Annotated in this window: 12 protein-coding genes, 1 other RNA gene and 1 other annotated feature; of the genes, 11 read left to right on the top strand and 2 right to left on the bottom strand. The window is 45.1% G+C overall.

All coding sequences use genetic code 11. The features are described 5' to 3' along the window. Positions 1-6 precede the first annotated feature (6 nt). From eno to ssrA, 8 genes are all read left to right on the top strand, one after another. Entirely contained in the window at positions 7-1,302 is a 1,296-nt protein-coding gene (eno, locus tag B1A98_RS06745) for a phosphopyruvate hydratase (protein WP_041094807.1), read from the top strand. Between the two features lie 150 nt (positions 1,303-1,452). Then, complete coding sequence (secG, locus tag B1A98_RS06740) at positions 1,453-1,686, top strand: preprotein translocase subunit SecG (RefSeq protein ID WP_041094799.1); 234 nt, start codon at positions 1,453-1,455, stop codon at positions 1,684-1,686. A 351-nt stretch (positions 1,687-2,037) separates the two neighbouring features. Next, on the top strand, positions 2,038-3,000 hold the full coding sequence (gene speB / locus B1A98_RS06735; RefSeq protein WP_063384770.1) for an agmatinase: 963 nt from the start codon (positions 2,038-2,040) through the stop codon (positions 2,998-3,000). A gap of 40 nt (positions 3,001-3,040) precedes the next feature. Further along, positions 3,041-3,257, top strand: a binding site (T-box leader). Positions 3,258-3,305: 48 nt separating this feature from the next. Further along, entirely contained in the window at positions 3,306-4,997 is a 1,692-nt protein-coding gene (gene argS / locus B1A98_RS06725) for an arginine--tRNA ligase (protein WP_063384772.1), read from the top strand. A gap of 181 nt (positions 4,998-5,178) precedes the next feature. Next, on the top strand, positions 5,179-5,925 hold the full coding sequence (locus B1A98_RS06720; protein WP_041094791.1) for an alpha/beta hydrolase: 747 nt from the start codon (positions 5,179-5,181) through the stop codon (positions 5,923-5,925). 24 nt (positions 5,926-5,949) lie between these two features. Continuing rightward, positions 5,950-8,292, top strand: a complete 2,343-nt coding sequence (gene rnr, locus B1A98_RS06715) for a ribonuclease R (protein WP_063384773.1) — start codon at positions 5,950-5,952, stop codon at positions 8,290-8,292. A gap of 59 nt (positions 8,293-8,351) precedes the next feature. Next, the gene (gene smpB / locus B1A98_RS06710) at positions 8,352-8,819 is read left to right on the top strand and encodes an SsrA-binding protein SmpB (RefSeq protein ID WP_041094787.1); all 468 of its coding nucleotides are present in this window, start codon (positions 8,352-8,354) and stop codon (positions 8,817-8,819) included. A gap of 93 nt (positions 8,820-8,912) precedes the next feature. Further along, positions 8,913-9,269, top strand: a transfer-messenger RNA (tmRNA) gene (gene ssrA, locus B1A98_RS06705). Between the two features lie 483 nt (positions 9,270-9,752). Here the strand turns inward: ssrA and B1A98_RS06700 are convergent. Continuing rightward, positions 9,753-10,109 (bottom strand): winged helix-turn-helix transcriptional regulator, encoded by a 357-nt coding sequence (locus tag B1A98_RS06700; RefSeq protein WP_052474962.1) that lies wholly within the window; start codon positions 10,107-10,109, stop codon positions 9,753-9,755. A 120-nt stretch (positions 10,110-10,229) separates the two neighbouring features. Here B1A98_RS06700 and B1A98_RS06695 point away from each other — a divergent pair, with 120 nt between their 5' ends. Then, positions 10,230-10,856 carry a nitroreductase family protein gene (locus tag B1A98_RS06695; RefSeq protein WP_063384774.1) on the top strand — a complete coding sequence of 209 codons (627 nt, stop codon included), beginning with the start codon at positions 10,230-10,232 and terminating at the stop codon, positions 10,854-10,856. Between the two features lie 328 nt (positions 10,857-11,184). Next, on the top strand, positions 11,185-12,540 hold the full coding sequence (brnQ, locus tag B1A98_RS06690; RefSeq protein WP_063384775.1) for a branched-chain amino acid transport system II carrier protein: 1,356 nt from the start codon (positions 11,185-11,187) through the stop codon (positions 12,538-12,540). Positions 12,541-12,571: 31 nt separating this feature from the next. Here brnQ and B1A98_RS06685 read toward each other — a convergent pair whose 3' ends face one another. Next, the gene (locus B1A98_RS06685; protein ID WP_063384776.1) at positions 12,572-13,240 is read right to left on the bottom strand and encodes a GntR family transcriptional regulator; all 669 of its coding nucleotides are present in this window, start codon (positions 13,238-13,240) and stop codon (positions 12,572-12,574) included. Between the two features lie 315 nt (positions 13,241-13,555). On the opposite strand from B1A98_RS06685, the gene B1A98_RS06680 reads away from it, so the two are divergent. After that, entirely contained in the window at positions 13,556-13,795 is a 240-nt protein-coding gene (locus tag B1A98_RS06680; RefSeq protein ID WP_063384777.1) for a hypothetical protein, read from the top strand. Positions 13,796-14,358: the final 563 nt, after the last annotated feature.

Here is a 14,358-nt window from a genome sequence, read left to right as displayed (position 1 = left end):
AATGTTATGCCAATTATTACTGATATTTATGCACGCGAAGTATTAGATTCCCGTGGAAATCCGACAGTAGAAGTAGAAGTGTATACACAATCCGGAGCTTTCGGAAGAGCGCTTGTGCCATCTGGTGCTTCCACTGGAGAATACGAAGCAGTCGAACTGCGCGACGGCGATAAAAGCCGTTATCTTGGCAAAGGAGTATTGAAAGCCGTTGAGAACGTAAATGATGTCATTGCCCCTGAGCTTGTCGGCAGCTTTGAGGTGCTTGATCAAATCGGCATTGACCGGGCGATGATTGAATTGGATGGAACAGAGAATAAAGGCAAATTAGGCGCTAATGCGATTCTTGGCGTATCTATGGCTGTGGCACATGCGGCGGCTGACTTCCTCGGTGTTCATTTGTATGAATATCTTGGCGGAGTGAATGCGAAGCAATTACCGGTACCAATGATGAATATCTTAAACGGCGGCGAGCATGCTGATAACAATGTGGATATTCAAGAGTTTATGGTTATGCCGGTTGGAGCAGAAAACTTCAAGGAAGCTCTTCGCATGGGAGCAGAAATCTTCCACAGCTTAAAATCAGTTTTAAAAGAAAAAGGATTAAACACAGCAGTAGGAGACGAGGGCGGTTTTGCACCAAACTTAAAATCCAATGAGGAAGCTTTGCAAACGATCATTGAAGCAATTGAAAAAGCCGGCTATACGCCTGGAGAGCAAGTGAAATTAGCGATGGATGCGGCTTCTTCTGAGTTTTATAATAAAGAAGACGGCAAATATCATTTAAGCGGAGAGGGAGTTGTAAAAACTTCTGCCGAAATGGTTGATTGGTACGAGGAAATGGTTTCTAAATATCCGATCGTTTCTATCGAAGACGGATTAGATGAAAATGACTGGGAAGGACACAAAATGCTGACTGAGCGCATCGGCAGCAAAGTCCAGCTTGTCGGCGATGATTTATTCGTAACAAATACAGAAAAGCTTGCCAAAGGAATTGAGCAAGGAGTCGGCAATGCGATTCTGATTAAAGTGAATCAAATCGGTACGTTAACTGAAACTTTCGATGCAATCGAAATGGCCAAGCGCGCTGGCTATACAGCTGTTATCTCTCACCGCTCTGGTGAAACAGAAGATGCAACTATTGCTGACATTGCTGTGGCCACAAACGCCGGCCAAATTAAAACAGGCGCACCTTCAAGAACAGACCGTGTGGCAAAATACAACCAGCTGCTTCGTATTGAAGACCAGCTTGGCGACCTTGCCCAATATCTTGGAAACCAAACATTCTATAACTTAAAGAAATAAGACGGTTCAAGCCGCTGCCTCATCTCCACTGATGGGGCAGCGGCTTTTTGTGTTCTGCCAGGCAGGAGGCTAGGGGAAGTTGTTCACTTTTTGGCTGTTTTATGGTAAGGTTATCTTATTCGTATGTTCGTTGATGGAGGTAGAACCATAATGCACACTTTGTTAGTAACTTTGCTTGTGATTGTATCCATTGCGTTAATCGCTGTTGTTCTTTTGCAAACAGGAAAAAGCGCCGGGCTTTCCGGAGCAATTTCCGGCGGAGCGGAACAGCTTTTTGGCAAACAGAAAGCACGCGGCATTGATTTAATTTTACACCGTGTAACCGTGGTGCTCGCTGTTTTGTTTTTTGTTTTAACGATTGCCGTATCGTATTTCGGGCTGTAATATCAAAAGGGCTGTGAGACAAGCCGGCTTTGTGCCGCTTGATTCACAGTCTTTTTTTGTGTCCTTTTTTGAGCGGTTTCGCTACAGGTGCAGTCAGCTTTCTAAATGATTAGGCCTCCGCATGAAATAATAGAGAAATAGCAATTCAAGAAGCGGGAAATACCTCGTTAGGCGCCTCTCGTGATAGGAGGTATGTTGAATGGGGGAAGGTTATTTATTCTTGAATAATAAATGCCATAGTGCATAATGGGCGGAAGGCTAGAAGGGAAGCACTCGGTATTTCGGAACTTTCATTGCTGGCATGCAACTTGCAATTCAATGGAATAAAAGTGTGTGGGGAGGAAAGATGAAATGAAATATCCTTTGTCGCCAGATGTAAAACCGGAATTTTGCACGACAGGTTCTTTTATGCGCTTGCCTGCTGAACACGAAGACGCCCGTGTGGCCATCGTTGGCCTGCCTTTTGACACGGCCGCTTCCTTCCGGGTAGGAGCCCGTTTTGCCCCGCAGGCTATTCGGCAGTCGTCTATGACGCTGTTTCCGTATCACCCGGTGCTTCGAGTGTTTCCTTTTGAAGAAACAAACGCCATTGATATCGGGGACGTGCCGGTGATTCCGCATAATATTCACAGAAGCTATGGATTGATGGAGGAAACTGTTTTAGGTTTGATGAAGCAGCATATCATCCCGATCGCTCTGGGAGGAGATCATTCTGTCACTCTTGCGAACCTGCGGGCTGCTGCGAAAGTATACGGTCCGGTAGCGATGATTCATTTTGACTCGCATACCGATACATGGGATACATACTACGAAGAAAAATATTGGCACGGTTCGACTTTTATCCGGGCGCATGAAGAAGGGCTGCTGCAAAATGAAAAAGTCTTCCAGATTGGCATTCGGGGCACACTGAACCATCCAGGGGATATTCGCTCCAGTACCGACCTTGGGTACAACCTTATTACGACTCAGGAGCTGAAAGTACGCGGAATCGCAGACGTAGTAGCGGAAATAAGAGAGAAGATCGGCGACACGCCCTGCTTTTTGACATTTGATATTGATTTTGTTGACCCCTCCTGTGCGCCGGGAACAGGCACGCTGGAAGTAGGAGGGCCGACGAGCTTCGAAACGCTGGAAATGGTTCGTTCGCTGACCGGCTTTAATTTTATCGGATTTGATTTAGTGGAAGTGCTTCCTCCTTACGATCCGGCTCAAATTACCTCTCTCTTAGCGGCCACAATTGTTCATGACTTTACGGGCCTGGCTGCGCTGCAAATAGCTGCAAAACATAAAAAGACTGTTGCCGAAACAAAATAACAGCAGTATAGTAAGTAGAAATATAAAATATTGCCAAACAAGAATGTCAATGATGAAGAGAGTAATCATGAAGAGGGAAGATAGAGAATCGGGGATGGTGGAAGCCTGGTCGAACTCAAATGATGAACCGCACTTCGGAGACGCCTGCCTGAATGATAGTGTAGGGCCGGCCGGGACTCGCCCGTTAACAGAACAAAGCTGGTTTCGTTACGGAACAAAAAGAGTGGCACCGCGAAGTATCAACTCTCGTCTCTTATATAGAAGAGGCGGGAGTTTTTTATTTTTTTGCCGGGAGGAGAAAAAGAATGAGATTCAGTGAAGAGTTTGCTGCAGCTTTATATCAAGTGCTAAAGGACGATTTGCCAAAAGAGGAAATCCAGCAGCTGATTGAAAAACCGAAGCATGCTGAGCATGGCGATTTGGCTTTTCCGTGTTTTTCGCTAGCCAAAATCCAGCGGATGGCCCCGCAAAGCATTGCAGAGCAGCTAAGCTGTGCAGTTCAGTCTCCGCTCTTTGAAAAGGTGGAGGCGGCCGGCGGGTATGTAAATGCTTTTTTGGACAAGAAATATGTAACGAAATTGGTGCTTGAAGAGGTGATGGCGAAAAAAGAACAATATGGAACGCTCCATATCGGCAAAGGGGAAGTAATAGTTATCGATATGTCCTCACCGAACATCGCCAAGCCATTTTCCATGGGTCATCTTCGTTCTGCCGTGATCGGACAGTCGCTCGCCCTGCTGCTTGCTAAAGGCGGATACAGACCTGTAAAGATCAATCATCTCGGCGACTGGGGCACGCAGTTCGGCAAGCTGATTGCTGCGTATAAGAAGTGGGGGGATGAACAGAAAGTAAAGGAGCACCCGATTAAAGAATTGCTCGCTCTTTATGTGAAGTTCCACGATGAGGCAGAGCGGAATCCGGAGCTGGAGGCGGAAGGCCGCCAATGGTTTAAACGGCTGGAGGATGGCGACCAGGAGGCAGTTGTTCTGTGGGAATGGTTCCGGGAAGAATCGCTCAAAGATTTTTCGCGAATTTATCAGCTATTAAATATTGAATTTGACTCGTATGCAGGAGAAGCCTTTTACAACGACAAAATGGATCGAATCGTCCGGCGGTTGGAGGAGAAAGGGCTGCTTACTGAATCGGAACAGGCTCAAGTCGTGCTGTTAGCGGAAGAAGAACTGCCGCCTTGCTTAATCAAAAAGTCAGACGGAGCCACTTTGTATGCAACAAGAGATTTAGCAGCTGCCTTCTATCGCAAGGAAACGTATCATTTTGCCCAGTCTCTGTATGTAGTAGGCGGCGAGCAACGCCTCCATTTCAAGCAATTAACAAGCGTGTTAAAGAAAATGGGGGAGAGTTGGGCTGACGAACTGATCCATATTCCGTTTGGCATGATGCGCAAAGACGGCAAGAAAATGTCCACGAGAAAAGGACAGGTTGTGTTGCTTGAAGAAGTTTTGCAAGAATCGATTGCTTTGGCGAAAAAGAATATTGAACTGAAAAACCCCGGGCTGGCGAATAAGGAAGAGATCGCCAGACAAGTTGGCGTCGGAGCGATTGTGTTTAATGACTTGAAAAATTACCGGCTGAATAACATTGATTTTTCGCTGGAAGATATTCTGCGGTTTGAAGGGGAAACGGGGCCGTATGTGCAATATACTCATGCCAGAGCCTGTTCGATTTTGCGGAAAGCCGGCTTTCATGCAGAAGAGAAACGAACGGTTGTGTTATCCGGTGAAAAAGAATGGGAAGCGGTCAGCCTGATGATGTCCTTTCCGGAAGCCATTGAAAAAGCAATCAATGAGTTTGATCCTTCACGGATTGCCAAGCATACGATTCAGCTGGCTCAAGCCTTCAACAAATATTATGCAGAGGTGAAGGTACTGGAGGAAGATGAGCAGCAGCTTTCCCGTCTGGCTTTTGTTTCAGCTGTGGCCCAACTATTGAAGGAGGGGCTGGCTTTGCTGGGCATTGAAGCGCCTGATGAGATGTAATTGATTGAAAAAGCCTTGCTGAATGGTTCTTTCCTCTTTCATTTTCTTACAAGAAAATCTTTTCTTGCCTTTTCTCTCCATGAATTAGTTCCTCTCGCTGGTTTCCAAGGACATTATTTCGTAAAATGATAATGAATGTCTGTGGAACGGTTCATACTAGAGAAAAGGGGTTTTTTGTACTATGAAATTACGTTTGCCGAAACCATTTACATTTGAAGCTGGAAAGCGGGCGGTTTTGCTGCTTCATGGGTTCACCGGAAACTCTTCCGATGTGCGGATGCTTGGCCGCTTTTTGGAAAAGAGAGGATACACCTCACATGCTCCGCATTACAAGGGACATGGAGTTCCGCCGGAGGAGCTGGTTCACACCGGCCCAGAGGACTGGTGGCAGGATGTAATGGACGGCTATGAGCATTTGAAGAGCCTTGGCTATCAGGAAATCGCCGTAGCCGGCTTATCACTCGGCGGGGTCTTTTCCTTAAAGCTCAGCTATACGCTCCCTGTGAAAGGAATTGTCACGATGTGCGCGCCGATGTATATCAAAAGCGAAGAGGTTATGTATCAAGGAGTGGTAGACTATGCCCGCCAATTTAAAAAGTTTGAAGGAAAATCGGACGAGGTAATTGAACAAGAGATAGAAGCGTTCAAAAAAACACCGATGAACACGTTGAAAGCCTTACAGCATCTCATTGCCGACGTGCGCAACAATATAGATATGATCTATGCACCATCCTTTATCGTCCAAGCCCGTCATGACGAGATGATTAACCCGGAAAGCGCGAACATTATCTACAATGAGATCGAATCAACAATGAAGGAAATAAAATGGTATGAAGAGTCCGGCCATGTGATTACACTGGATAAAGAAAAAGAACAGCTTCACGAAGACATTTATGCTTTCTTGGAACGGCTGGACTGGAATGTGTAAGATAAAATGCAAGGAGGGATTGTTATGGATCAGCAAAATGAATTAGTCGACAGGCTGCTGACTTATATGAAAGAAGAGTCTTATAAACCTCTCACTGTTAAAGAGCTGGAAGAGATGATGCAGATTGAAGATTCTGCCGAGTTTAAGGACTTTGTGAAGGCGCTTGTTTACATGGAAGAGAAAGGGCTGGTCGTTCGTACACGGGCCAACCGTTACGGGCTTCCTGAAAAAATGAATTTAATACGAGGCAAAATTTCTGGTCATTCAAAGGGCTTTGCCTTTTTAATCCCGGAAGAGCCAGGAATGGATGACGTATTTATCCCTCCTCATGAGACAAATGGCGCCTTAAACGGGGACATTGCGCTCGTCCGCATTACATCTGAGACGAGCGGATCGCGGCGCGAGGGGGCAGTCGTCCGTATTTTAGAGCGAGGAAAAACGGAGATTGTTGGTACATATACCGACAGCAAGCATTTTGGCTTTGTGATTCCTGATGACAAAAAGTTTGCGAGCGATATTTTTATTCCGAAAGAAGCCGCCCACGGAGCTGTAGAAGGCCACAAGGTAGTCGTGAAAATCACCTCCTATCCGGATGGGCGCAAAAGTGCTGAGGGGGAAGTTATTCAAATTCTCGGCCACAAAAATGACCCGGGCGTCGATATTATCTCGATTATTTACAAGCACGGACTGCCCCAGGAATTCCCGGAAGAAGTGATGGCTCAGGCCCATGCTGTGCCGGAAACGATCAGTGACAAGGATATAGAAGGCCGCCGGGATCTGCGAGGCGAAACGATTGTCACGATTGACGGAGCCGATGCCAAAGATTTAGACGATGCCGTGACGGTGACAAAGCTGGAGAACGGCAACTACAAGCTTGGTGTCCATATTGCTGATGTCAGCTATTATGTGACAGAAGGATCGCCTATTGATGAGGAGGCCTATGAGCGCGGTACAAGTGTATACTTGGTTGACCGTGTGATCCCGATGATTCCGCATCGCCTTTCTAACGGCATCTGCTCGCTTAATCCTAAAGTAGACCGGCTGACCTTGTCTTGTGAGATGGAAATTAACCCGTCTGGAGAAGTAGTCGGGCATGAAATTTTCCAAAGTGTCATTAAGACGACAGAAAGAATGACATACAGCGATGTAAATCAAATCCTCGTGGAAAAAGATGAAGAGCTTCGAGCTAAGTATGAACCGCTTGTGCCGCTGTTTGAGCAGATGGAGGAGCTGGCAGCTATCCTGCATAATAAGCGGGAAAAACGCGGAGCGATTGACTTTGATTTTAAAGAATCAAAAGTCATCGTGGATGAGGAAGGCAAGCCGGTTGATATTGTACTGCGGGAGCGTTCGGTAGCGGAACGCTTAATTGAAGAATTCATGCTGGCGGCCAATGAAGCCGTAGCGGAGCACTTCCACTGGATGGATGTGCCGTTTATCTACCGTATCCATGAAGACCCGAAAGAAGATAAGCTCCAGCGTTTCTTTGAGTTTATTACCAATTTCGGTCTCGTTGTCAAGGGAACTGCTAATTCTGTGCATCCGCGTGCACTGCAAGAGGTGCTGGAAGCAATTGAAGGAAAACCGGAAGAAGTGATTATTTCCACAGTGATGCTTCGCTCCATGCAGCAAGCGAAATACTTTGATGAGAGCTTGGGGCATTTTGGGCTATCGACTGATTTTTATACTCATTTTACTTCTCCGATCCGCCGCTATCCGGATTTAATTGTGCATCGTTTGATTCGCACCTATTTAATCGAAGGGCGTGTGGATCCGGCTACGCAAGCGAAATGGGAAGCGCGGCTGGCGGAAATTGCCGAGCATACATCTAATATGGAGCGCCGGGCTGTCGATGCGGAGCGCGACACGGATGAACTCAAAAAAGCAGAATTTATGCTCGATAAAATCGGGGAAGAATTTGACGGCATCATTAGTTCGGTGACGAACTTCGGCATGTTTGTTGAACTGGAAAATACAATCGAAGGCCTGGTTCACGTTTCGTATATGACGGATGACTACTATCGCTATGACGAGCAGCAATATGCCATGATTGGCGAGCGTACGGGCAATGTGTTCCGCATCGGTGATCAGATTACAGTCCGGGTACGAGATGTCAATAAGGATGAACAATCTATTGACTTTGAAGTGGTCGGCATGAAAAATACGAAAAAGCGCCCGCAGGAACAGGCAAGAACAATTAATGTGAAAGCAAAGAACAAAAAAGCGAGCGGCCCGCAAGGCAATAGCGAGGAAGGAGCGGGTGGCGAGTGGACGAACCAGCCGCCGGAAAAAAAGAAAAAGCGCGGCAAGTACTATGAAGGCGTAGCGAAAAAACAAGCAAAGAAAAGACGCAGAAATAAAGGATAAGAGACGCCTGGCAGCTTCAAAGCTGCCAGGCTGGACTGAATAACGGAAGGTGAAGAGATATGCCAAAGGGAGAAGGAAAGGTAATTGCGCAAAATAAAAAGGCGCATCATGATTTTTTCATTGAAGAAACCTATGAGGCAGGGATTGTGCTGCAAGGAACCGAGATTAAAGCCGTCCGTGCCGGAAGAGTGAATCTGAAAGATGCGTTCGCCCGGATTTATAAAGGGGAACTGTTCGTCTATAACATGCATATAAGCCCGTATGAACAAGGCAACCGCTATAATCATGAACCGCTTAGAACGAGAAAGCTGCTGTTGCACCGCAAGCAAATTGACCAGCTGATCGGAGAAACAAAAGAGGCCGGTTATTCGATCGTGCCGTTGAAAATGTATTTAAAGGATGGCTATGCTAAATTGCTAATTGGACTCGCGAAAGGGAAAAAGAAATATGACAAACGTGAGGACCTGAAAAGAAAAGAAGCGAAGCGGGACATCGAGCGGGCGTTTAGAGAGCGGCAGAAAGGGTAAAAGGGGAACGGTTGTTGCTTTTTCTGCTGAAAATGGTATAATAAGAACTGTAGCTGAGCATCGGACATATCGTCCGGTTCCTATTTCTATAATGGGGACGTTACGGATTCGACAGGGATAGTTCGAGCTTGGGCTGCGAGCCGGAGGGCCGTCTTCGCACCAACGCAAACGCCTAAATATAACTGGCAAAAAAGATTTAGCTTTAGCTGCCTAATATAGGTTCAGCTGCTCCTCCCGCTATCGTCCATGTAGTCGGGTAAGGGGTCCAAACTTAGTGGACTACGCCGGAGTTCTCCGCCTGGGGACAAAGGAAGAGATCAATCAGGCTAGCTGTCCGGACGCCCGTCGATAGGCAAAAGGAACAGTGAAACCCCAATATATCGACTACGCTCGTAGACGTTCAAGTGGCGTTATCTTTGGACGTGGGTTCGACTCCCACCGTCTCCACCAATACATAATATGGTGGAAGTACTCGTATATTAACGATGATATAAATTAGGGATATTGAACGGGAGTTGAACCTCGTTGCAATGTCCCTTTTTTCATACGTGCCTATTATGCCTAGTTGGAGACCCTCAAACTTACTAGTAAGTAAATTCTATCACAACGATAAAGGAGTATATGGAGGATTTATTGGTATAGATTCCTAATACATAGTAAAGGTAATGGGCAGCGATCCCATTACCTTTTATTTTTAAACAAAACAGATACAGGTATTATTAGGAAGCACAGGAAAAACGTCATCCATGTAGTTTGCCTATTTCATTCAATTCATTTCAATCCTTCCAGAATCAAATAAATCTAGAATATGGGCCAATGAATGCCCATCCGCCTTAACAGGACCTTTCTGTTCATCATGTGACGAATGAGACGATGCCAGTTATTGCAAATAAAATAGAAAGGAAAGTGATTACCTTAACGCTGCATAGGTGTTTAAGAAGAAGAAGCCTTCCCCACCCATTCCATCACAGCGCGGATCACCTTTTCTAACTCCTGGCCAAGCGGGGTTAATTGATAGGTGACTTTTCTTGGAGAAGCTTCGAATGTCTCCTTGACTATGAGCCCTTCATTTTCTAATTCGCGCAGTCTTTCAGTCAGGAGCCGATCAGAAATCCCTGGAATTTCGTTTAATAATTCGTGGTACCTTTTCTCTCCTTTCAGTAAAGTATAGATAATGACTCCCATCCAGCGCTTTCCAATAAACTCGATTGTATGGTGAAAATTATCGCAAATGCCTGCAGCGTTCCTGTTTTTGCTTTGAAGACAATCAAACTCGTTTTGTTTACTCATCGCGCTAACCTCAATGTGTTTTAAATAAATTTTATCACATTGTATTTGACAGCCCAACTTACTAATAGTAATCTTATTCTTGAACTTACTTAAAGTAAGTTCAATGAGGAGGGAAAGAACATGGAAACAACTATGTGCAGCTTATCGGAAGTGATCCGCGAGCGAAAATCTGTTAGAAAATATGATCCAAACTATATAATTCCACGACATAAAATAGAGGAAATGCTCCAAGAAGCAACGCTTGCTCCTTCATCCAGCAACTTGCAGCCGTGGCGCTTTCTCGTCATTGACGATCAAGAGATGAAGAAGGAGCTCCGGGGAATTGCTTACAACCAGGAGCAAGTAGAGACGGCTTCTGCGGTCATCGCTGTGCTAGGCGATACGGAAATGTACAAGAGCGCGGAAAAGGTCTATCAAAGCAGCTATGAGGCAGGCTTTATCGATGAAGAAAGCATGAAGAAGGTCATTCAAAGCACGAACAATACTTATCCAAATGCGCCATTTGAGGCGAGAGCAAATATTGCTTCTTTTGATGCCGGGCTTGTATCCATGCAGCTGATGCTGATTGCCAAAGCTAACGGCTATGATACCGTCACAATGGGCGGATTTGACAAGCAGAAGTTTGCTGAAAGATTTGAGCTGTCCGAAAGGTACATGCCGATTGTGTTGATTGCGGTTGGAAAAGCAGCTGCTCCGGCTTACCAAACGACACGCCTTCCTTTAGAAGAAGTCGTGCGCTTTATCTAATTGAATCATGCGTAACAGTGTGAAGAGCATTCGGCTTAGCTGCCGAATGCTCTTTTGCATGAAAATGGAGGTTTATCGGTTATTGAAAGGGGAAAGCTTTCATTTATGGGGCAGGCAAGAACCTGCTTTCAATTAGGAAGAAAGAGGAATAACACCTTATTCATGGGAATGATTTTTATCATTTTTAAATCTTCAAAATATTTTACAATAATATATTGAAATTATGGAGCAATAGAAGTAATATAGTTCTAGCGATATATTGCATACTTCGTCTTGAAGCCTTAGTGGACGAAAATAGATATTGCATCTTAGAAAGGAACTAATAATTATGAAGACGAAATTACCTTTTTCAGCTTATCTTGCCATAGGAGTCATGTTGTTTGCTTTATTCTTCGGAGCGGGCAATCTTATTTTTCCGGCACAGCTTGGCCAAAATGCCGGAACAAATGTATGGCCGGCAGTCATTGGCTTTTTAACTACAGGAGTGGGTCTGCCTTTCCTCGGCATTTTGGCAATGGGCTTTTCCGGAAGTGCAAACCTCCAGGAACTGGCAAGCCGGATTCACCCTATATACGCGATGGTCTTTACTTCACTGCTTTATTTAACAATTGGTCCGTTTTTTGCTACGCCCCGTACAGGAACAGTAGCGTATGATATCGGAATTGCACCCTTTGTGGGGGAAGATTTTGCTCGCGGAGGCTTGCTCATTTTCACATTCATATTCTTTGGAATCACCATGTGGCTGTCATTAAACCCTTCAAAAATTGTTGATCGGGTGGGGAAAATACTATCTCCGGCACTGATTGTACTGATCTTTGTTTTACTTATTACAGTGATTGTCAAGCCAATGGGAGCCATTCAAGCGCCGCAAGAGATCTATACAAACGGGGCTTTTGTGAAAGGCTTCTTGGAAGGCTACAATACAATGGATGCGCTGGCCTCGCTTGTATTTGGTATTATTGTCATTCAAGCTATTCGTGCAATGGGTGTGACATCTAATCGGGAAGTTTTATCCGCAACAGTGAAAGCCGGCGTTGTGGCAATCTTTTTCCTTGGTGTGATTTATGTGGGAATTGCTTATCTGGGCGCAACCAGCACAGAAAAATTTGGTGTGTTTGATACGGGAGGCGCCGTATTGAACAGCGCTGCTTCTTATTACTTTGGAGGCTTTGGAACGATTATGCTGTCGCTGATTATTATTCTTGCTTGTTTAACGACCAGCATTGGATTAATTACAGCGTGCGGTGAGTATTTTCACACGTTAACGCCAAAAATCAGTTATAAAAAGTTCGTTGTCTTCTTTTCCTTGTTTTCGTTCGGAATTGCGAACTTCGGATTATCGAATATTATTATGTACTCTATTCCAGTGTTAATGTTCTTGTATCCGCTCGCGATTACATTAATGCTGCTGACCTTCTTGTCGCCGCTGTTCAGCCATTCACGGATTGTGTATGTATCGGCAACGATCGCTGCCTTGATGATCAGCACGATTGACGGATTAAAGACGTTTTGTGACTCTTTCTCTATTCCGTACTTTAACTGGATGAAAGCAGTGGTATCTTTTTATGAACAAGCCTTGCCATTGTACAGCCAAGGGCTTGGATGGCTCTTGCCTGTTCTCATCGTGATTGTTGTGACAGGTGCGATTGTTTATATTCAAAAACTTGCAACTGTTGAAGCTTAATAAAAAGCCGGCTCCCTTAGGGACCGGCTTTTTATAGTTGTTTTGATGTCAGCGGGCGAAAGTCTTCAATAGAGCGGAGCCAGTTTTTTCTCATGCTGTCAGCAGCGCCTGCCGTATCTCGATTCTTTAAGTAATCAATAATGGCCGTATGTTCTTTAATCGACTTTTCCGTCAAGATCATGGAGATATGAAAAAACAGCCTTCTTACATGAGCTTGAAGAAAGGGGATCATGTTGGAAAGATACGGATTGTTGGCTGTATCAACGATAATTTGATGAAACTCTTCATCAATCTTTAAAGCTTGAAAATAATTTTTCGCCTGGACAGCCTGGGCGAACTGTTCGTTTGTATTTTCCAGAAGAGAGATGACCGCATCTGTCAAATGAGGAACTGCTAGTTCCGCTGCTAGCGCCTGCAGAGCGGCCAGCGGAGGAAGGAGATCTTTCATCGATTCTTCTTCTACTTGCGTCACCCGCGTTGATTTACCCGGATACATTTTAACAAAGCCTTGGGCTTCGAGAAGCTGAAGCGACTCGCGAATCGGAGTTCTGCTGACCCCTAGTGCTTCGGCAAGCTCTTTGTCATTCAATTTTTCCCCCGGCTGCAAGGTGCCATCAATAATCCATTGCTGCAGTTGAATGAATGCGCTTTCTTTTGCGGATTTTCTTACTGGCTTTGAATGATCGATAGGTATCGGCATGGAAGTTCACCATCCTGCATTAAATTCTATATTATCTCTCTATAGTATACAGGAAAAAAGGCTATATAGAAATATACAATATATTAGTGTTTTCAGAACAATGATAAATTGAGAGCAGAAACGGATGTCTGCCAGGCTGCTGATAGATAGTCGGATAGACAGACCATTTATTTATATTTCAATAGGTTGACGGAGCGATTCGTTGTGGATTTAAAAAGTCAATAGTATATAACGGATTAAATGTGTCTAAATTATAAAAAATAATTGACAAAACTGTGAAGTGGGGAAATAATAAAAGAAAGGGAGATGGATGAAATGGAAAACAGGTGGAGAATGTTAAACGCTGTGAAATATCTCGGCGGTACAGTGCTTGCGCTCGGGATTATTGCCTTTTTAATTGGATTCTTTGCAAGCGGTTCCAGTGTATTGACTCCTATGGGCATCGGAGCAGTAGTGGGCGCAGGATTTGTTTTTGTGTTCGGAGTATTTTTTGTAGCTGCTGAGGAAATGCTGGAAAAAGCTTATCAAGGGACAGCACCGTATAAAACTAAATAAAAAGAGTTATTTATAATAAGTCTCAGACTGTAGACAAAACTTAATGGAAATTGAGTTTGTCTACAGTCTTTTTATTTTGCTTGTGAAGGGGTTCTGTTGCTTTCCATTCCAGGCTGCTTCGCTTTCCGCGGGGCGGGCGGTGAGCCTCCTCGCCGCACAAGCGCCAGCGGGGTCTCGCCTGTCCCGCTGATCCCGCCGGAGTCTTCGCGCCTTTCATTTCAACCAACAGGGGTACAAAAAGAGGAAGCTATATCTGTTTGAAAATGGGGTCATCCTGCCGTTATCAAGCGGCTGAATGGAACATCAGCAGTCTTTTTATTTTCTTGCAAACGGGTCTGTTGCTTTCCATTCCAGGCGCTTCGCTTTCCGCGGGGCGGGCGGTGAGCCTCCTCGCCGCCAAAGCGCCTGCGGGGTCTCACCTGTCCCGCTGATCCCGCTGGAGTCTTCGTGCCTTCCATTCCAATCAACAGAGTGCACAAAGTTAGGGTAGCTGTATAATGATTACCTATGTGAACATAAATCGATCAAACGCTTGAGGCAATGAAGATGCTTTCGCAATCATC

The sequence above is a fragment of the Pseudobacillus badius genome (assembly GCF_002189605.1).
GTDB classification, from domain to species: domain Bacteria; phylum Bacillota; class Bacilli; order Bacillales; family Domibacillaceae; genus Pseudobacillus; species Pseudobacillus badius.
Note: the sequence above shows the minus strand (reverse complement) of the source record. Positions and strands in the feature narration are given on the sequence as shown.

Bases quoted from the DNA above. Each gene is read 5' to 3' on its own strand.
- eno (WP_041094807.1), top strand. From the start codon at position 7: ATGCCAATTATTACTGATATTTATGCACGCGAAGTATTAGATTCCCGT.
- secG (WP_041094799.1), top strand. From the start codon at position 1,453: ATGCACACTTTGTTAGTAACTTTGCTTGTGATTGTATCCATTGCGTTA.
- speB (WP_063384770.1), top strand. From the start codon at position 2,038: ATGAAATATCCTTTGTCGCCAGATGTAAAACCGGAATTTTGCACGACA.
- argS (WP_063384772.1), top strand. From the start codon at position 3,306: ATGAGATTCAGTGAAGAGTTTGCTGCAGCTTTATATCAAGTGCTAAAG.
- B1A98_RS06720 (WP_041094791.1), top strand. From the start codon at position 5,179: ATGAAATTACGTTTGCCGAAACCATTTACATTTGAAGCTGGAAAGCGG.
- rnr (WP_063384773.1), top strand. From the start codon at position 5,950: ATGGATCAGCAAAATGAATTAGTCGACAGGCTGCTGACTTATATGAAA.
- smpB (WP_041094787.1), top strand. From the start codon at position 8,352: ATGCCAAAGGGAGAAGGAAAGGTAATTGCGCAAAATAAAAAGGCGCAT.
- B1A98_RS06700 (WP_052474962.1), bottom strand. From the start codon at position 10,109: ATGAGTAAACAAAACGAGTTTGATTGTCTTCAAAGCAAAAACAGGAAC.
- B1A98_RS06695 (WP_063384774.1), top strand. From the start codon at position 10,230: ATGGAAACAACTATGTGCAGCTTATCGGAAGTGATCCGCGAGCGAAAA.
- brnQ (WP_063384775.1), top strand. From the start codon at position 11,185: ATGAAGACGAAATTACCTTTTTCAGCTTATCTTGCCATAGGAGTCATG.
- B1A98_RS06685 (WP_063384776.1), bottom strand. From the start codon at position 13,240: ATGCCGATACCTATCGATCATTCAAAGCCAGTAAGAAAATCCGCAAAA.
- B1A98_RS06680 (WP_063384777.1), top strand. From the start codon at position 13,556: ATGGAAAACAGGTGGAGAATGTTAAACGCTGTGAAATATCTCGGCGGT.